Origin of the sequence: Actinokineospora pegani (assembly GCF_009745975.1) — a bacterium.
Classification (GTDB): domain Bacteria; phylum Actinomycetota; class Actinomycetes; order Mycobacteriales; family Pseudonocardiaceae; genus Actinokineospora; species Actinokineospora pegani.
This window is the reverse complement of record NZ_WHOL01000116.1, coordinates 42449-60231: the sequence shown is the minus strand read 5'-3', so window position 1 is coordinate 60231 and position 17783 is coordinate 42449. Positions and strand designations below refer to the sequence as shown.

17 protein-coding genes and 1 riboswitch are annotated in these 17783 nt (G+C 73.9%); of the genes, 11 read left to right on the top strand and 6 right to left on the bottom strand.

Translation table 11 applies throughout. The annotated features are described in order from the left end of the window. The first annotated feature begins 55 nt into the window (after nt 1–55). Nucleotides 56–1495, top strand: coding sequence for a GTPase ObgE (obgE, locus tag GCL84_RS23730; protein WP_156757759.1), 1440 nt, complete (start codon nt 56–58; stop codon nt 1493–1495). Beyond that, entirely contained in the window at nt 1492–2622 is a 1131-nt protein-coding gene (proB, locus tag GCL84_RS23725) for a glutamate 5-kinase (protein WP_156757758.1), read from the top strand. Before obgE ends, proB begins: the two co-directional genes overlap by 4 nt. A 170-nt stretch (nt 2623–2792) precedes the next feature. On the opposite strand, the gene GCL84_RS23720 is transcribed toward proB, so the two are convergent. Next, complete coding sequence (locus GCL84_RS23720; protein WP_156757757.1) at nt 2793–4880, bottom strand: RecQ family ATP-dependent DNA helicase; 2088 nt, start codon at nt 4878–4880, stop codon at nt 2793–2795. A gap of 136 nt (nt 4881–5016) precedes the next feature. On the opposite strand from GCL84_RS23720, the gene nadD reads away from it, so the two are divergent. From nadD to GCL84_RS23685, 7 genes are all read left to right on the top strand, one after another. Next, nucleotides 5017–5601: a nicotinate-nucleotide adenylyltransferase gene (gene nadD, locus GCL84_RS23715; RefSeq protein WP_156757756.1), complete on the top strand. Its 585-nt coding sequence runs from the start codon at nt 5017–5019 to the stop codon at nt 5599–5601. Between the two features lie 97 nt (nt 5602–5698). Next, nucleotides 5699–6076, top strand: coding sequence for a ribosome silencing factor (gene rsfS, locus GCL84_RS23710; protein ID WP_156757755.1), 378 nt, complete (start codon nt 5699–5701; stop codon nt 6074–6076). Continuing rightward, nucleotides 6076–6690, top strand: a complete 615-nt coding sequence (locus tag GCL84_RS23705) for a histidine phosphatase family protein (protein WP_156757754.1) — start codon at nt 6076–6078, stop codon at nt 6688–6690. The genes rsfS and GCL84_RS23705 overlap by 1 nt, the downstream gene beginning before the upstream one ends. Nucleotides 6691–6697: 7 nt before the next feature. Further along, a complete protein-coding gene (gene octT, locus GCL84_RS23700) occupies nt 6698–7456 on the top strand; it encodes a diglucosylglycerate octanoyltransferase (protein ID WP_156757753.1) in 759 nt (252 codons plus the stop codon). Between the two features lie 11 nt (nt 7457–7467). Beyond that, nucleotides 7468–8316 carry a DegV family protein gene (locus GCL84_RS23695; RefSeq protein WP_156757752.1) on the top strand — a complete coding sequence of 283 codons (849 nt, stop codon included), beginning with the start codon at nt 7468–7470 and terminating at the stop codon, nt 8314–8316. 143 nt (nt 8317–8459) lie between these two features. Next, entirely contained in the window at nt 8460–9236 is a 777-nt protein-coding gene (locus GCL84_RS23690) for a ComEA family DNA-binding protein (protein ID WP_156757751.1), read from the top strand. Nucleotides 9237–9243: 7 nt separating this feature from the next. Next, complete coding sequence (locus GCL84_RS23685) at nt 9244–11583, top strand: ComEC/Rec2 family competence protein (RefSeq protein ID WP_235926649.1); 2340 nt, start codon at nt 9244–9246, stop codon at nt 11581–11583. A gap of 79 nt (nt 11584–11662) precedes the next feature. On the opposite strand, the gene thrC is transcribed toward GCL84_RS23685, so the two are convergent. Further along, a complete protein-coding gene (thrC, locus tag GCL84_RS23680) occupies nt 11663–12940 on the bottom strand; it encodes a threonine synthase (protein ID WP_197523475.1) in 1278 nt (425 codons plus the stop codon). Next, nucleotides 12934–13060, bottom strand: a riboswitch (SAM riboswitch). (Overlaps the previous gene by 7 nt.) A gap of 153 nt (nt 13061–13213) precedes the next feature. Between thrC and holA the strand changes: the two genes are divergently transcribed. After that, on the top strand, nt 13214–14191 hold the full coding sequence (gene holA / locus GCL84_RS23675; RefSeq protein ID WP_156757749.1) for a DNA polymerase III subunit delta: 978 nt from the start codon (nt 13214–13216) through the stop codon (nt 14189–14191). Nucleotides 14192–14198: 7 nt separating this feature from the next. Here the strand turns inward: holA and GCL84_RS23670 are convergent, their stop codons facing one another. From GCL84_RS23670 to GCL84_RS23655, 4 genes are all read right to left on the bottom strand, one after another. Further along, nucleotides 14199–14708, bottom strand: coding sequence for an acyl-CoA thioesterase (locus GCL84_RS23670; RefSeq protein ID WP_156757748.1), 510 nt, complete (start codon nt 14706–14708; stop codon nt 14199–14201). Between the two features lie 113 nt (nt 14709–14821). Next, the gene (gene rpsT / locus GCL84_RS23665; protein ID WP_156757747.1) at nt 14822–15088 is read right to left on the bottom strand and encodes a 30S ribosomal protein S20; all 267 of its coding nucleotides are present in this window, start codon (nt 15086–15088) and stop codon (nt 14822–14824) included. A 129-nt stretch (nt 15089–15217) separates the two neighbouring features. Beyond that, nucleotides 15218–15430 carry a hypothetical protein gene (locus GCL84_RS23660; protein ID WP_156757746.1) on the bottom strand — a complete coding sequence of 71 codons (213 nt, stop codon included), beginning with the start codon at nt 15428–15430 and terminating at the stop codon, nt 15218–15220. A 7-nt stretch (nt 15431–15437) separates the two neighbouring features. After that, a complete protein-coding gene (locus tag GCL84_RS23655) occupies nt 15438–16364 on the bottom strand; it encodes an SPFH domain-containing protein (protein ID WP_156757745.1) in 927 nt (308 codons plus the stop codon). A gap of 142 nt (nt 16365–16506) precedes the next feature. Here GCL84_RS23655 and GCL84_RS23650 point away from each other — a divergent pair, with 142 nt between their 5' ends. Continuing rightward, a complete protein-coding gene (locus tag GCL84_RS23650) occupies nt 16507–17667 on the top strand; it encodes a hypothetical protein (RefSeq protein ID WP_156757744.1) in 1161 nt (386 codons plus the stop codon). Nucleotides 17668–17783: the final 116 nt, after the last annotated feature.

Here is a 17783-nt window from a genome sequence, read left to right as displayed (position 1 = left end):
GGAGCACGATCCGGCCCGCCCCTCGTTTTTTGTGCAGGAGAGGAAGTACCCGAAGGTGTCCCGATTCGTCGACCGCGTGGTCATCGACGCCACCGCGGGCAGCGGTGGCAACGGCTGCGCCTCGGTGCACCGCGAGAAGTTCAAGCCGCTCGGCGGCCCGGACGGGGGCAACGGGGGCAACGGCGGCAACGTCATCCTTGTCGTGGACGGCAACGTCCACACCCTGCTGGACTTCCACTTCCGCCCGCACGCCGCCGCCTCCAACGGCAAGCAGGGCCACGGCGCCAACCGCGACGGGGCCAACGGCGAGGACCTGGAGCTGCACGTCCCGGACGGCACCGTCGTGCTCGACCAGCACGGCGAGATCCTGGCCGACCTGACCGGCCCCGGCACCCGCTTCGTCGCCGCCCAGGGCGGTCGCGGCGGACTGGGCAACGCCGCCCTGTCGTCCAAGGCCCGCCGCGCGCCCGGCTTCGCCCTGCTGGGCGAGCCGGGGGAGACGCGCGAGCTGGTCCTGGAGCTGCGCTCGGTGGCCGACGCGGGCCTGCTGGGCTTCCCCTCGGCGGGCAAGTCCTCGCTGATCTCGGTGCTGTCCCAGGCCCGTCCCAAGATCGCCGACTACCCGTTCACCACGCTGGTGCCGAACCTGGGCGTGGTCACCGCGGGCGAGTCGGTCTACACCGTCGCCGACGTCCCCGGCCTCATCCCCGGCGCGAGCCAGGGCAAGGGCCTGGGCCTGGACTTCCTGCGCCACATCGAGCGCTGCTCGGTCCTGGTCCACGTCGTCGACTGCGCCACCTTCGAGGCCGACCGCGACCCGGTGTCCGACATCGACGCCCTCGAGGCCGAGCTGGCCCGCTACACCCCCGCCCTCGGTGGCGACCTGGCCGACCGCCCCCGCGTCGTCGTGCTCAACAAGGTCGACGTGCCCGACGCCCGCGACCTCGCCGAGCTGGTCCGCGCCGACATCGAGGCCCGCGGCCTGCCCGTCTTCGAGATCTCCACGGTCACCCGGGCCGGGCTGCGCGAGCTGACCTTCGCCCTGGCCAAGATCATCGAGGAGGACCGCGCCGCCAAGCCGCCGGTCACCCCCAGCCGGGTCGTCCTGCGCCCCACCGCCGTCGACGACGCGGGCTTCACCGTGGCCGACGACCCGGAGGAGGAGGGCGGCTTCCTGATCCGCGGCGAGCGCCCCGAGCGCTGGATCCGCCAGACCGACTTCACCAACGACGAGGCCGTCGGCTACCTCGGCGACCGCCTCGCCCGCCTCGGCGTCGAGGAGGCCCTGGCCAAGGCCGGGGCCGTCCCCGGCTGCCCGGTCACCATCGGCGACGTCACCTTCGAGTGGGAGCCCTCCACCCCGGCGGGCATCGCCATGACCATGACCGGCCGCGGCACCGACCCGCGCCTGGACAACCTCGACCGCCTCTCGGCCGCCGACCGCAAGGCGGCCAAGCTCGCCCGCCGCGCGCACATCAAGGACGAGGACCTGTGACCGACCCGGCCGCGGCCGGGTCGGCGCCGCGGCCGGCGATCGCCGCGGCCCGGCTGACCGTGGTCAAGGTCGGCTCGTCGTCGCTGACCACCGCGGCGGGCGGCCTGGACACCGCCCGGCTCGACGCCCTGGTGGACGCCATCGCGGGCAGGCTGGCCGCGGGCGGGCACGTCGTGCTGGTGTCCTCCGGCGCCATCGCCGCGGGCCTGTCCCCGCTGGGCATCGCCAAGCGCCCCCGCGACCTGGCCACCCAGCAGGCCGCGGCCAGCGTCGGGCAGATCCAGCTCGCGCACGCCTACGTCGAGTCCTTCGCCCGGTACTCGCTGCGCGTCGGCCAGGTGCTGCTCACCGCCGACGACGTGGTCCGCCGCTCGCACTACCGCAACGCCCAGCGCACCCTGACCCGGCTGCTGGCCCTCGGCGCCGTCCCCGTGGTCAACGAGAACGACACGGTGGCCACCGAGGAGATCCGCTTCGGCGACAACGACCGCCTCGCCGCGCTCGTCGCCCACCTCATCGGCGCCGACGCCCTCATCCTGCTGTCCGATGTGGACGCCCTCTACGACGGCGACCCCCGCCTCGGCGGCGCCCGCAAGATCGCCGAGGTCACCAGCGAGACCGACATCGACGGCATCCGCGCGGGCAGCACGGGCGCCTCCGGCCTCGGCACCGGTGGCATGGCCTCGAAACTGGCCGCCGCCCGCCTCGCCGCCGCCGCCGGGGTCCCGGTGCTGCTGACCTCCGCGGCCCAGGCCGAGGCCGCCCTCGGCCCCGCCGACGTCGGCACCGCCTTCGCCGCGGGAGGCCGCAGGCTGACCTCCCGCCGCTTCTGGCTCGGCTACGCCGCCGACGCCAAGGGCTCGCTGACCCTGGACGACGGCGCGGTCACCGCCGTCGTCCACCGCCGCCGCTCCCTGCTCGCCGCGGGCATCACCACCACCACCGGCGACTTCGTCGCGGGCGACGTCGTCGAGCTGCGCGACCCCACCGGCGCGGTCGTCGCCAGAGGTGTCACCAACTTCGACGCCGTGGAACTGCCCGCCCTCCTGGGCCACTCCACCCACGACCTGCCCCGGGACCGCCGCCGCGAGGTCGTCCACGCCGACGACCTGGTCCCCCTGGTCTAGGAGCACCCCAAGTCGGGCCGGTGACACCTGGATCGTCGACTTCACCCGCCCGACTCAGGACTCGCTCATCCAGACCCCTCAGCCGCGGTCATCGGCTGCGTGTGGATGCCGATGTCGCTGAGCCTTGGCAGAGCGGACCCGGCCGGCTTCAGCGCTTGTGCGCCAACTCGCTATGCAGTTGTGGCCAGGGCAAACGGCAGCACCCCCTTCGCGCCCGCGCCCGTGAGCAGGTAGGCGGCCAGGGTCACCGTCCACCCACTGTCCACACGGGAGTCCACGAGCAGCACCGGGCCGTCCAGCTCGGCGACCCGCGCGGCCAGCTCGTCGGACACGCGCATCGCCTCCCACAGCCGCGCCACCCGGTGCGCGCTGTTGCCCGGCGCCACCGGCACGACGTCCACCGCGCCCAGCAGCGGCAGCCTGCCGATCTCGGCGATGCGGGAACCGAAGTCCGCCACCAGGTCCGCGGACCCGACGGTCACCACCCCCGCCGGGCGCTGCGACCAGCCCCACCCGGCGAGCACCTGGACGCACCCCTGCATGACGTCGTCGGGGACGGCGGCGGCGTGCTCGGCGAACAGCGCACGCAGCCGGTTGCCCCAGCCGATGTCGGTGAGCCTGCCCAGCGCCCGGCCGGTCTCGGCGGCCCGGCCCGCCGCGATCTTCCCGCTCAGCGACACCCCGAGCGCGGCCATCCCGGTCGGCCACATCTTCTTCGGCGCCACCTCGACCCCGGGCCTGCGCAACCGTTCCTGGGCCGCGGTGACGCCCTCCTCCGACACCGAGGCGTCCCAGCGCTCGCCGGTGCAGTTGTCGCACCGCCCGCACGGCGCCGCGTGCGGGTCGTCGAGCTGGCGCAACAGGAACTCCATGCGGCAGCCGTCGGTGCGCTGGTACTCGATGATCGCGTTCTGCTCCGCCGTGCGGGCCTCGGCGATGCGCCCGTAGCGCTCCCCGTCGTAGGACCACGGCTCCCCGGTGGCCTCCCAGCCGCCCTTGACCCGGTGCACCGCCCCGTCGACGTCGAGCACCTTGAGCACCATCTCCAACCGGCCCCGGCTCAGGTCGACCATCGGCTCCAGCGCCTGTGTCGACAGCACCCGGCCCGCGCCCTCCAGAGCGCCGAGCACCTCACGCACCACCGGCTCCGGCGGGAACGCCAGCGACGCGAAGTACGACCAGATGTCGCGGTCCTCGGCCCCCGGCAGCAGCACCACGTCGGCCCGGCGCACACCGCGCCCGGCCCGCCCGATCTGCTGGTAGTACGAGATCGGCGACTGCGGCGCGCCCACGTGCACCACGAAACCCAGGTCGGGTTTGTCGAAGCCCATGCCCAGCGCGGAGGTCGCCACCAGCGCTTTGACCTTGTTTCCCAGGAGGTCGTCCTCGGCGCGCTGCCGCTCGGTCGTGTCGGTGCGCCCGGTGTAGGCGGCCACCTCGAACCCGCGTTCGCGCAGGAACGACGCCAACTCCTCGGCCGCGGCCACCGTCAGCGTGTAGATGATCCCCGATCCGGTGAACTCTCCGAGCCGGTCGGCCAGCCACGCCAGCCGGGCCCGCGCGTCGGGCAGCCGCACCACTGCCAGCCGCAGGCTCTCCCGGTCCAGGGCGCCGCGCAGCACCAAGGCGTCGCCGTCGGCCAGGCGCAGCTGCTCGGTGACGTCGCGGACCACCCGGTCGTTGGCCGTCGCCGTCGTCGCCAGCACCGGGACGCCCTCGGGCAGCTCGGTCAGCAGGGTGCGCAGCCGCCGGTAGTCCGGGCGGAAGTCGTGGCCCCAGTCGGAGATGCAGTGCGCCTCGTCGACCACCAGCAGCCCCGCCGTCGCGGTCAGCTCCGGCAGCACGGTGTCGCGGAAGTCCGGGTTGTTGAGCCGTTCCGGGCTCACCAGCAGCACGTCCACCTCGCCCGCGGCGACCGCGTCCTGCACCTCGGTCCACTCGCCGACGTTGCTGGAGTTGATCGTCCGCGCCCGCACGCCCGCCCGCGCCGCGGCCTCGACCTGGTTGCGCATCAGCGCCAGCAGCGGCGACACGATCACCGTCGGGCCCTCGCCCAGCTCGCGCAGCAGCGCCGTGGCCACGAAGTACACCGCGGACTTGCCCCAGCCCGTGCGCTGCACCACCAAGGCCCGGCCCCGGCGGGCGACCAGCTCCTCGATGGCCGTCCACTGGTCCTCGCGCAGCGTCGCGTCCGGACCGGCGAGCGCGCGCAGCCGGTCCTCGGCGGAGAGCCGCAGGGCTGAGGTGGTCGAGTTCATGGGTCCTTGGTACAGCAGGGGTCCGACATGGCCAACTCGTTGTCCACAGGCGTCCCCGGGCGCCCGCCGGGCGGCGGTGCGATGAGTTCGACCACAGGACGGGCCCGGTGGCCTCGGCGGCCTTACGCTTTGGCGCATGCGTCGTCGCGTGGGCATCATGGGCGGCACCTTCGACCCGGTCCACCACGGTCACCTGGTGGCCGCCAGCGAGGTGCAGTCGAGGTTCGGGCTGGACGAGGTCGTGTTCGTGCCGACCGGCCAGCCGTGGCAGAAGAGCGGGCACCAGGTCAGCCCGGCCGAGGACCGCTACCTGATGACCGTGGTGGCGACCGCGTCCAACCCCGGGTTCTCCGTCAGCCGCGTCGACATCGACCGACCTGGCGCGACCTACACCGTGGACACCCTGCGCGACCTGCGCGAACGCCGTCCCGACGACGACCTGTTCTTCATCACCGGGGCCGACGCCCTCGAGCAGATCCTGTCCTGGCACCGGGTGAAGGAGCTGTTCACCCTCGCCCACTTCATCGGCGTCACCCGACCGGGTTACAACCTGCAGGCGCAGCACCTGCCCAGCGGATCGGTGAGCCTCGTCGAGGTCCCCGCGATGGCCATCTCATCCACGGACTGCCGTGCGCGCGTGGCCAAGGGCGAGCCGGTTTGGTACCTGGTGCCCGACGGTGTGGTGCAGTACATCTCCAAGCGCGGGCTCTACAGCGAGTGACCTGGGCGACGGCGCCACGGTGCGGGCGCGCGGGCGGTCCACTCCCGCCCGGGTACCCTCTCCTAGTTAAGCCATCAGCAGCAGCACGAGGAGTACCGTGAGCGCGACGCCCGACGCCCGTGAGCTGGCCCTGGTCGCAGCCACCGCGGCTGCAGACAAGAAGGCCAGCGACGTGATCGTGCTGGACGTCTCCGACCAGTTGGTCATCACCGACTGCTTCGTCATCGCCTCGGCGGGCAATGAGCGCCAGGTCGGCGCCATCGTGGACGAGGTCGAGGAGAAGATGCGCCAGGCCGGTAGCAAGCCGGTCCGCCGCGAGGGCACCCGCGAGGGCCGGTGGGTCCTGCTGGACTTCGTCGACGTCGTCGTGCACGTCCAGCACTCCGAGGAGCGCTCCTTCTACAGCCTCGAGCGACTGTGGAAGGACTGCCCGCGGATCGAGTTCGACGCCGCGCCCCCGTCAGAGGACGACTGATGACCCTGCGCAAGGTGGTGTTGTGGCGGCACGGGGAGACCGACTACAACGCCTCCGGGCGCATGCAGGGACACATCGACTCGCACCTGACCGAGATCGGCTGGAACCAGGCCAGGTTCGCCGTCCCCTCGCTCGCGCGCTTCTCCCCGGACGTCATCGTCGCCTCCGACCTGCGCCGCGCCACTGACACCGCGACCGTGTTCTCCGAGGCCATCGGCGTCCCGTTGCGACTGGACAAGCGCTTGCGCGAGACCAACCTCGGCCAGTGGCAGGGGCGCACGGGCGTCGAGATCGACGCCGAGTGGCCCGACGGCCGGGCGCGGTGGCAGATCGACGCGACCTGGGCGCCGCCGGGCGGCGAGACCAGGGTCGAGGTCGCCGCCCGCGCGATCGAGGTCGTCTCCGACCTGGACTCCGGCACCGACGAGACCGCGCTGCTGTGCGCGCACGGCGGGCTGATCACCGCGCTGACCGGCCGGATGCTCGGCCTCCCGGTCGAGCACTGGTGGCAGCTCGGCGGCATCAGCAACTGCCACTGGACCGTGCTGGCCCGCCGCGACACCACGGGCCCGACCTGGCGGCTGGTGGCCTACAACGCGGGCACCACAAGCTGAGCACGCCGTGGCCAAGACCCTGCTCCTGTTCGGCGACTCGCTGTGCTTCTTCGGGCCGGACGGGCCCGTCCCCTCGGACGACCCGAGGCTCTGGCAGAACCTGACCGCCGCGGCCGTGGGCGGCCGGGCGGAGCTGTTCGCGGGATTCGGGTGGACCGCGCGAGACGCTTACTGGTCGCTGACCGGCGACCCGCGGGTGTGGTCGCAGTTGCCTGAAGCGGACGTCGTGGTGTTGGCCGTGGGTGGGATGGACACGCTGCCCTCGCCGCTGCCGACCTATCTGAGGGTGGGTATCCGCTATCTGCGCCCTGACGGGTTGCGCAGGACGGTGCGACAGGCCTATCAGATCGCCCAGCCACACCTGTCCCGCCTGACGCGGGGATGGCCGACAGCGCTGCCGGTGACGCAGACAGTGCGGTATCTGGACGACACCGTGGTCGCACTGCGCACACTGCGTCCCCGGCTACCCGTCGTGGTGACCTTGCCGGGCGTGCACAGAGCTCCCTCTTACGGGTACGTGCACAGGTTGCGGGAGCGCGCTGTCACGATGATCGACGAGTGGGCGCAGTCGCGCGGCGTGGCGGTGATGGACGTCGCCTCGGCGGTGGGCGCGCACGTCCTCGACGGGCACGGCAACGTCGACGGGCTGCACTGGGGGTGGGAGGGGCACGAGCTGGCGGCGAAAGCACTCGCGGAAGTCGTCGGACCTCTGCTCGACCCGCGCACGGATCGCGCTGCGCAGGTGCTCCCGGGGCCTGGCAACTAGGCTTCCCGCTTGTGCCGTTCGCCGTTGTCACCGACTCGACCGCGTACCTGCCGGAGGGCTTCGCGGACCGCCACGCCGTGCGGGTCGTGCCGCTGACCGTGGACGTGGCGGGCGAGCAGCGCCGCGACGGGATCGACCTGGGACCCGCCGAACTGGCGGCGGCGCTCGGGCAGCACAAGCGGGTCACCACGTCCCGGCCCAGCCCCGAGGAGTTCATCGCCGTCTACCGGTCGCTGCTCGACGCGGGCGCCGAGGGGGTGCTGTCGGTGCACCTGTCCCGTGAGCTGTCGGGAACCTGGGAGTCCGCGCGCCTGGCGGCCGAGGAGGTCGGGTCGGGTCTGGTGCGGGTGGTCGACTCGCGCACCACCGTGATGGGGCTGGGCTTCGCCGCGCTGCGCGCCGCCGCCGCTGCCGCCGAGGGCGCGAGCGGGGCCGAGATCGAGGCAGTGGCCGTCGAGGCGGCGGCGAACACGCGCAGCTTCTTCGTCGTCGAGACGCTGGAGCACCTGCGCAGGGGCGGTCGGATCGGCGCGGCGGCCGCGCTGCTGGGCACCGCGCTGGCGGTCAAACCGGTGCTGCACGTGGACGACGGGCGGATCGTGCCGCTGGAGAAGGTCCGCACGCACAGCCGGGCGGTGACGCGGCTGGTGGACCTGGCGGTGGCGGCGGCGGGCACGAGGCCGGTGCAGTTGGCCGTGCACCACTTGGCCGCCCCGGACCGGGCCGCGGAGCTGGCGAACCGGCTGGACGAGCGCCTCCCGCGGTCATCGGGGTGCGTGGTCTCCGAGCTCGGCGCGGTGATCGGCGCGCACACCGGTCCGGGCGTCCTTGGGGTCGTCGTGTGCCCCGGCCGTCTCTGACCAACCTTCCACCATCGCACGACCCACCGACATTTCCCTTTTCCGAGAACGGTTTTCGGCCGGGTTGTCCACAGGCGCCGAATCCATCCACAGCGGACGAGAACCCCTCGACCTCCGCCCTGCCCGGCCCTAGCGTCGAGCCCATGACCGACACGACAACCCGCACCTCCCGCGTCGACTCCGCCCTCGCCCGCCTGGCCGCGGTGGTGGGCAGGCCGTGGGACCGGCCGGACCAGGACTACGTCGTCGACGACGAGGACACCGAGCCCGAACGCCCTGTCCGCTGGTGGCAGGACCATCCGGCGGGCTCCGCGCTGCGCCGCGCGCTGCCCCGCAGACGCGCGCCCGTCGTCTTGGGTGTCGCGGGACTCGGGGCGGTCGCCCTCGTGGCCCACTTCGCGCTGTCCGGTGAACCGGTTCCCGAGTCCCCACCAGACCTCGCCGCGGCCACGATCGAGCAGTCCACCCACCCGCCGTCCCCGAGCGCGACGTCGACCGTGCTCATCGTCGACGTCGTGGGCAAGGTCGCGGCGCCCGGCGTGCGCACCCTGCCCGGCGGCTCCCGCGTCCGCGACGCCCTCACCGCGGCGGGCGGGGCCCTGCCCGACGCCGACCTGACCATCCTCAACCTCGCCCGCCCGCTCGTCGACGGCGAGCAGGTGCGCGTCGGCCTGCCCGCGCCGCCCGACGCCGCCGCACCCGGACCGGCGGGCGCGGCGCCGACCGGGCCGGTGGACCTCAACACCGCCACCACGCACCAGCTCGACGCCCTGCCCGGCGTCGGCGCGGTCACCGCCCAGCGCATCATCGCCTGGCGGGACAAGCACGGCCGCTTCCGCGACGTCGAGCAGTTGCAGGACGTCGACGGCATCGGCCCCGCCCGGTACGAGTCGCTGCGCGAACTGGTGGTGGCCCGGTGAGCCCGCCGTGATCACCGCGTCCGACTCCCAGCGGGTCCCCGTCCGGCACGACTGGCGGCTGCTGCCCGGCGCGCTGCTGGTCTGGGCGGCGGGCCTGCTCGGCCTGCTCGTCCACTGGTCCCTCGCGCTCGCCCTCGGCGCCGTGGCCGTCCTGGTGGGCGGGTGGCTGGTCCGGACCGGTCGGCGCGCGTGGGCGCTGGTGGTCGCCGGTGTCCTCGCGGGCTGGCCCGTCGCGACCGCCGTGCACGACGCCGCGACGCACCCCCTGCGGGAACTCGCCGCCCGGCAGGTGGCGCACCGGCTCGACCTGGTCGTCGCCGAACGGCCGAGACCGGTGCGGTCAGCCGGTTTCGGCGCCACCCCGACCGGGGCGCGATCGGTGGTCGTCCCCGCCGACACCGTGTCCGACGACCCGGGCCTGGCCCGGGCCAGGGTGCTGGTGCTCGCCCCGGTGCGGGAGTGGCAGCAGGTCCTGCCCGGCCAGCGCGTCACCGCGCGCGGCGTCCTCGCTCCCGCTGAGAGCGGTGGGCTGACGGTGGCGGTGCTGCGGGTGCGGGGCCCGCCGAGCGCGGTCGGTGCGGCGCCGGTCTGGCAGCGGGTGGCGGGCGACCTGCGGGTCGGGCTGCGCGAGGCCGCCGGGGTGCTCGACCCCGAACCCGCCGGGCTGCTCCCGGCGCTGGTGGTCGGCGACACCGACGGGCTGTCGGCGGTGGTCGACGACGAGTTCCGGGTGGCGGGCATGACGCACCTGCTGGCCGTCAGCGGGTCGAACCTGGCGATCATCTGCGTGGCCGTGCTGTTCCTGCTGCGCGCCCTGGGGTGTGGGCCCAAGGCGGCGGCCGCGGGGGCGCTGGCGGCGCTGGTCGGGTTCGTCGTGCTGGTGGGGCCGGAGCCCAGCGTGCTGCGGGCCGGGGTGATGGGCGCGGTCGGCCTGCTCGCCCTGGCGCTGGGGCGGGAGCGCTCGGCCATCCCGGCGCTGGCCGCGACGATCCTGCTGCTGGTGGCCCTGGACCCGGGGTTGGCGGTGGCGCCGGGGTTCGCCCTGTCGGTGCTGGCGACGGCCGCGCTGGTGCTGCTGGCGCCCCGGTGGGTCGAGGCGATGCGGGCTCGGCGGGTGCCGCGGGTCGTGGCCGAGGCGCTGGCCGTCCCGGCGGCGGCACACCTGGCCACCGCGCCGGTGGTGGCCGGGCTCAGCGGGCAGGTGAGCCTGGTCGCGGTGGCGGCCAACCTGGTGGCGGCCCCGGTCGTCGCCCCGGCGACGGTGCTGGGCGTGCTGGCGACGGTGGCGGCCCCGGTGTCGCCGTGGGCGGCCGGGTGGCTGGCGCGGGCGGCGGGGCCGGAGGTCGACTGGCTCATCGCCGTCGCGCGCTGGGCGGCCGATGTCCCCGGCGCGGCCGTCGACTGGCCTGGTGGCTGGTGGGGCGGGGCGCTGGCGCTGGTTGTGCTGGGCGTGCTCGTCTTCGCGCTCCGGCGGCGGGGGAGCGCGGTCGCGGTCGGGTTCGTGGCCGTGGTGCTGGTGGCCGTGCCGGTGCGGGTGCTGGCGCCGGGGTGGCCGCCTGCCGGGTGGGCGGTCGTCGCCTGCGACGTCGGGCAGGGGGACGCGCTCGTCCTGGCCACCGCGGGGCAGGGGCGGGCGGTGGTGGTCGACGCCGGGCCGGAGGCGGCGCCGGTCGACGGGTGCCTCGACCGGCTCGGCGTGGACCGGGTGCCGCTGGTGGTCCTGAGCCACCTGCACGCCGACCACGTGGGCGGGCTGGCCGGGGTCCTCGCCGGGCGGGCCGTCGGCGGGATCGCCGTGGGGGCTGGGCGGGCGCCCGCGTGGGCGTGGGACCAGGTCCGCGCCGAGGCGCGCGCGGCCGGGGTGCCGCTCGTGCGGCTGGCGCCGGGGCAGGTGCTGCGGTGGCCGGGGTTGGACATCGAAGTCCTCGCCCCACGACGACAGGAGACAGGGAGGAGTCCGGATGGGACGGAGATCAACAACCGCTCGGTCGTGCTGCGCGCGGCGACCCGCGCGGGACGGGTGCTGCTGACCGGTGACGTCGAACTCGGTGCGCAGGCCGGGTTGCTCACCTCTGGTGCGGACCTGCGGGCCGAGGTGGTCAAGGTGCCGCACCACGGCTCGGCCTACACCTCGCCGGAGTTCCTCGACGCGGTCGGGGCCAGGGTCGCCCTGGTCAGCGTGGGGGCGGACAACCGGTACGGGCACCCCAGCCCCCGCACGCTGGGGGTGCTCACCCGGTCGCGGGTGCTGGTGGCCCGCACCGACCAGGGCGGGGACACGGCCGTCGTCAGTGAGGGCGGTGGGCCCGCCGTGGTGGTTCGGGGTGGTGCGCGTTCACCGCCGTGACCGGGGCCGGGAACGGCGGCACGCGCCGCCCCGAGGGGCGGCGCGTGCCGTGGGTCCGGTGTGGACGGTCTGGGACCGGTCAGTGGCCGAGGACCTCGCGGACCGCGGCGGCCGACGGGGCGATGGTGGCGCGGGGGCCGATGCGGTCCTCGACCGCGTCGAGGGTCTTGAGGCCGTCGCCGGTGATCAGCAGGACGGTCTCGGCGTCGGGGTCGATCTTGCCGCTCTCGATGAGCTTCTTGGCCGTGGCGACGGTGACGCCGCCCGCGGTCTCGGCGAAGATGCCCTCGGTGCGGGCCAGCAGGCGGATGCCCTCGACGACCTCCTCGTCGGTGACGTCCTCGACGGCGCCGCCGGTGCGGCGGACGGCGTCGAGCACGTACGGGCCGTCGGCGGGGGCGCCGATCGCCAGTGAGCGGGCGATGGTGTTCGGCTTGACCGGCTGGACCACGTCGTGGCCCGCCTTGAACGCGGCCGAGACCGGGGAGCAGCCGTTGGCCTGCGCGCCGAAGACCTTGTACGGGGTGGCCTCGACCAGGCCCAGCTCGCCGAACTCGCGGAAGGCCTTGTCCACCTTGGTGAGCTGCGAGCCCGACGCGATGGGAATGACGATCTGCTCCGGCAGGCGCCAGCCGAGCTGCTCGGCGACCTCGTAGCCCAGGGTCTTCGAGCCCTCGGCGTAGTACGGGCGGACGTTGACGTTGACGAACGCCCAGTCCTCGTGCTCGGCGGCCAGTTCGGTGGCCAGGCGGTTGACGTCGTCGTAGTTGCCGTCGACGGCGATGAGGGCGCCGTCGTAGACGGCGGTGGTGAGGATCTTGGCCTTCTCCAGGGAGGAGGGGATGAGCACGACGGACTCCCAGCCCGCGCGCGCCGCGGCTGCGGCGACGGCGTTGGCCAGGTTGCCGGTCGACGGGCACGCCAGCACCGTGAAACCGAGCTGGCGGGCCGCGGCGAGGGCGACGGCGACCACCCGGTCCTTGAAGGAGTGCGTGGGGTTGCCGGTGTCGTCCTTGACCCACAGGGACTTCACGCCCAGGGCGGCGGCCAGGCGGTCGGCCTTGACCAGGCGGGTCATCCCGGGGTCGGTGTTGGGCTGGGCCTGGACGTCGGAGGGGACGGGCAGCAGGCCGCGGTAGCGCCAGATGGACTGGGGGCCCGCCTCGATGGACTCGCGGGTCACGTCGCCGAAGTCGTAGGAGACCTCAAGGGGGCCGAAGCACTCCGCGCAGGCGAACTCGGCGGCGAGGGGGATCTGGTGGCCGCACTCCCGGCAGGACAGGGCGCGGGCGGGGCCCAGGTCGAAGGCGGTGCTCTGCTGGGCGTCGACGGTCGAAGTCACGAGGTGTCTCCTCATCTCTCCCGCGTGCGCGGGTCGGAATTGGCACCGTGGCCCGACCCCCCTCGTGACGAGGAGTGGCGGGTGCCGGTTGCCGGGGCTTCAACGGGCCGATCCCTCTGCCCCTCTGGATGAGCGGTGTTCAGTTGTGGTGTTCGCACAGGTGCCGGGCGTGGCCGGGCACGCTGGCAACGCTACGGCAACCGACGTGCCTGCTGCCAATCCCCTTTCCAGCATCCGAGAGGTGGCGGGTGCGGGGAGCGGTGCCCGCGCCGTGGCAGGATTGCCGGGGTGAGCTCACCCTCGGTCACGCCCGCCCCGCTGCAACTGGTGCTCGGCGAGGAGGAACTGCTGGTCGAGCGCGCGGTTCGCGCGGCGCTGGACACCGCCCGGCTGGCCGACGCCTCGGCCGACCTGACGCGGCTGCGGGTGGCTGATCTCACAGCCCCCGAGCTGGCCGAGCTGGTGAGCCCGTCGCTGTTCGCCGAGGGGCGGGTGATCGTCCTCGACGCCGTGCACGAGGCCACCCAGGACATCGCGCCGCTGGTCACCTCCTACGCGAAGGCGCCAGCGGAAGGGATCGTCCTGGTCGTCGTGCACAACGGCGGCGGGCGCAAACCGGGCAAGGACATCGTTGCCGCGCTGCGCAAGGCGGGGGCGGTGGTCACCGACTGCCCGAAGATCACCAAGCCCGCGGAGCGGGAGTCGTTCGTCCGCAACGAGATCCGGCGGGCGGGCGGAAAGACCGACCCCGCGGCGGTGGCCGCGCTGATCGAGTCGGTCGGGTCCGACCTGCGGGAGCTGGCCTCGGCCGCCCAGCAGCTCGTCTCCGACACCGGCGGCGAGGTCACCGAGGAGGCGGTGCGCCGCTACCACCGGGGCCGGGCCGACGTGACCGGGTTCGCGGTGGCGGAGAAGGCGGTCACCGGGGACGTGCCGGGGGCGCTGGAGGCGCTGCGGTGGGCGATGCAGCTCGGGGTGCCGCACGTGCTTGTCGCTGACGCCTTGGCCGACGCGGTGCGCACGGTGGCGCGGGTCGCGGGGGCGGGGCGGGGCGACCCGTTCCGGCTGGCGGGAGAGCTGGGCATGCCCGCGTGGAAGGTCAAGAAGGCGCTGGGGCAGGCGCGCGGCTGGAAGCCGCGGGGGCTCGGCGTGGCGATGCAGGTCGTCGCCCAGGTCAACGCCGAGGTCAAGGGCGTGGCCGCCGACGCCGACTACGCCCTGGAACGGGCGGTCCTGCGCATCGCCCGCGCGCAGCGCGCCGACTGAGCCGGGGTCAGGGGCCGGGGGAGCGGCTGGCCTGGATCTCGTCGCGGCGGGTGAGGCGGTGGCGGCGGCGGATCTCGGCCTCGCGCAGGCGGCGGTGGTCCTCGTCGGTCTCGGGCAGCAGGCCCGGGATGGGCCGCGGCTTGCCGTGGGCGTCAACGGCGACGAAGACCAGGTAGGCGGAGGCGACCTGGACCGGTGGCACGCCCGCGGTGTCCCACGGCTCGGCCACGACCCGCACGCCGACCTCCATCGAGGACCGGCCCGCCCAGTTGACCTGGGCGTGGGCGTGCACGAGGTCGCCGACGCGGACCGGTTCGAGGAAGGTCATGCCGTCCATGGCCGCGGTGACGGCGGGGCCACCGGAGTGGCGCTGGGCCACCGCGCCCGCGACGTCGTCGACCAGCTTCATGACCACGCCGCCGTGCACGGTGCCGAGCAGGTTCGTGTCAATGGCGGTCATGATGTGCGACAGCGAGGTCCGGGCGGCCGAGGGCGGCTTCGGGGCGAGCGGGTCCATGCCGCCGAGTCTGCGACACCGCCGCGGCCGTCGCGCGGGGAGCCCGGGGCGGACAAGCGCTCGGCCCCGCCCACCGAGCGGTGGACGGGGCCGAGCGGGTGTTGCCGGGGCGATCAGCCCTCGAGCTTGTTGGCCCGACGGGCGAGCGCGGACTTCTTGTTCGCGGCCTGGTTGGCGTGGATGACGCCCTTGCTCGCGGCCTTGTCCAGCGCGCGACTGGCCGACTTGAGCAGCTCCTGCACCTTGGCGGTGTCCCCGGCGTCAGCGGCCTCGCGGAACTTGCGGACCGCGGTCTTCACCGAGGACTTGACCGACTTGTTGCGCAGCCGGGCCTTCTCGTTGGTCTTGATGCGCTTCATCTGGGACTTGATGTTGGCCATCGCGGCTCTCCTCAGTGTTCGTCGGGGTGGCGCGCCGTGCTGTGTGGTGCGCGGCCCCACCGGAACCGGTGGGTCTCCTCCGTGGCGGAGTGCCGCACGAGCGCGTCGACCAGCGAGGCTAACAGCCGGTCACCCCGGGTCCGGCGGCGGCTCCTTGGGCGGGCGGCCGCGCCGGGCGGGCGCGCCCGCCGACCCGGGGAGCCTGCCCGCCTCGGCCAGGGCGCGGCGCAGGAGGAACTCGATCTGGGCGTTGGTGCTGCGCAGCTCGTCGGCCGCCCACCGGGCGATGGCGTCGTGCACCGCCGGGTCGAGGCGGAGCAGGACCTTCTTGCGCTCGGCCACCGGCGGGTCAGTGGTAGAGCGAGCCGGCGTTCACCACGGGGCTCGCGTCCCGGTCGCTGCACAGCACCACGAGCAGGTTGCTCACCATCGCCGCCTTGCGCTCCTCGTCCAGGTCGACCACCTCGTGCGCGGCGAGGCGGTCGAGCGCCAATTCCACCATGCCCACCGCGCCCTCGACGATGCGCTGCCGGGCGGCCACCACCGCGCCCGCCTGCTGGCGGCGCAGCATGGCGCCCGCGATCTCGGCGGCGTAGGCGAGGTGGGTGATCCGGGACTCGATCACGCCGACGCCCGCGGCCTGCACGCGGGCGGAGATCTCGGCGGAGAGCTTCTGGGTGATCTCCTCTGCGTTGTCGCGCAACGAGAAACCCTGCTCGTGGGAGTCGTACGGGTAGGTGGTGGCGATGTGCCGGACGGCGGTCTCGGCCTGGGTGACGACGAAGGCGAGGAAGTCGTCGACCTCGAACACGGCGCGGGCGGTGTCCTGCACCTGCCAGACCACCACCGCGGCGATCTCGATTGGGTTGCCGTCGGCGTCGTTGACCTTCATGACGGCGGTCTCGTGGTTGCGGATGCGGGTGGAGACCTTGCGCCGGGTGGTGAGCGGGTTGACCCAGCGCAGCCCGTCCAGGCGCACCGTGCCGGTGTAGCGGCCGAGGAACTGCAGCACCCGCGCCTCGCCGGGGGCCACCATCGTCAGCCCGGCGGCCACGATGGCCGCGGTCAGCAGCACCAGCACCCCGGCGGCCAGCACGGCCACGGTCGTCGCCGTCGACAGCGCCACGCCCCCGCCGAGCCCGGCGAGGCCGATGACGACCAGCGCCACCCCGCCGAGCCCGGCGACCGCCCCCGCGCCCGCCATCGGCAGCCCGGCCACCCCGAACGCCACCCGCTCCCGCACGTGCGGAGTCGGGACGTTGAACCCCCCGCTCATGTGTCTCCCCCTTCATCCAAGGCACTGTCCTATCAAAGTGATATCACTTTTTTGTCCGAGACGCCAGGTCGGGGCGTCGTCGAGCGAGGGGTGGGAAATTTCAGGTTTCATTACTACTTAAGTAATGGCATTATCTGCGCTCATGGGACATGGAAGAGTCCGCCGCGGGCGCACCGCGGCGTGGGCAGTGGCGTTCGTCGCGGTGGCGGGGACGCTGGTCACGGCGTCGCCGGCATCGGCGGCCCCGGTGGCCGTCAGCACCAGCGACCCGGGATCGGGGCTGTTCTCGGTCAACGGCACCACCAGCTTGCAGGCGGAGAACGGGGCGCTGTTCGGGCGCAACGAACGCGGGTCGCTGCTGTGGACCGGCGGGCGGACGATCGAGTTCCCCGAGGGCACGACCGGGGTCGCGTTCACCCGGGACGGCGTGCTCGTCGGCACGACGCCGGAGGGCGCGGGCAGGCTGTGGAACGCCGACGGCACGGTGGCCGCGGAATTGCCCGGGGTGCCGGTCGACGTCGCCGACGACCGGACCGTGCTGCTGCGGGTGGGGTACGGGTACTCGCTCTGGCGCGACGGGGCGCTGACCCCGCTGCTGGCGAGTGTCTCGTTCACCGCCGCGGACATGAACAACCGAGGCCAGGTCGCGGGCGTCAACGGCGGTCTGACCAACGCCAGGGCCGTGGTCCGCTGCGAGGCTGACGGCTCCTGCGTCACCCTGCCCCTCCCGTCCGGGAGCGTCGGCTTCGTCGAGGTGGCCGCGATCAACGACTCCGGCCGCATCGTGGGCAACATCGACATCAACACCCAGACCCGGGCCAGGACCGCGGCCGTCTGGGACGGCGGCTCGGTGTCGCTGCTCCCCCCGGCTCCCGGCACCACCCAGACCCGGGTCGCGACGACCCGCGGCGCGCTCAACAACCGCGGTGACGTGATCGGGTTCAGCACCCCCGAGGTCGAGTACGGCTTCGGCGGCCAGCACCCCGTCCTCTGGGGCGCGGACGGGTCGGTCACGCCGATCGCCGTCCCCGACCAGCGGCCGGTGCGGCTGGCAGACGTCAACGAGAACGGGGTCGTGGTCGGCACCCGCTACGGCCCCAGCGGCGTGGGGGCGGACGTGGGCTTCGCGTGGCGCGCCGGGACCGCGGCGGTGCTGCCCGCGGTGTTCGGGCAGACCTGGTCGGCGGTCCACTCGGTGAACGACGCCGGACGCGCCGCGGGCTCGAGCACGAGCAGCTTCCGGCCGGTGCCCTGGCTGCCGGGGCTCAACTTCGAGCGGCCCACGGTCTGGTCGGTGCGCTGAGCCCCTTGTCCCGCCGCGTGGGGGAGCGCGGCGGGACAGGGTCCCTTGTGGAGCCACCGGAGGTAGCGTTGAAATCTGAGTAATGACATTATCTAGTCATGTCGCACCGAAGAGTC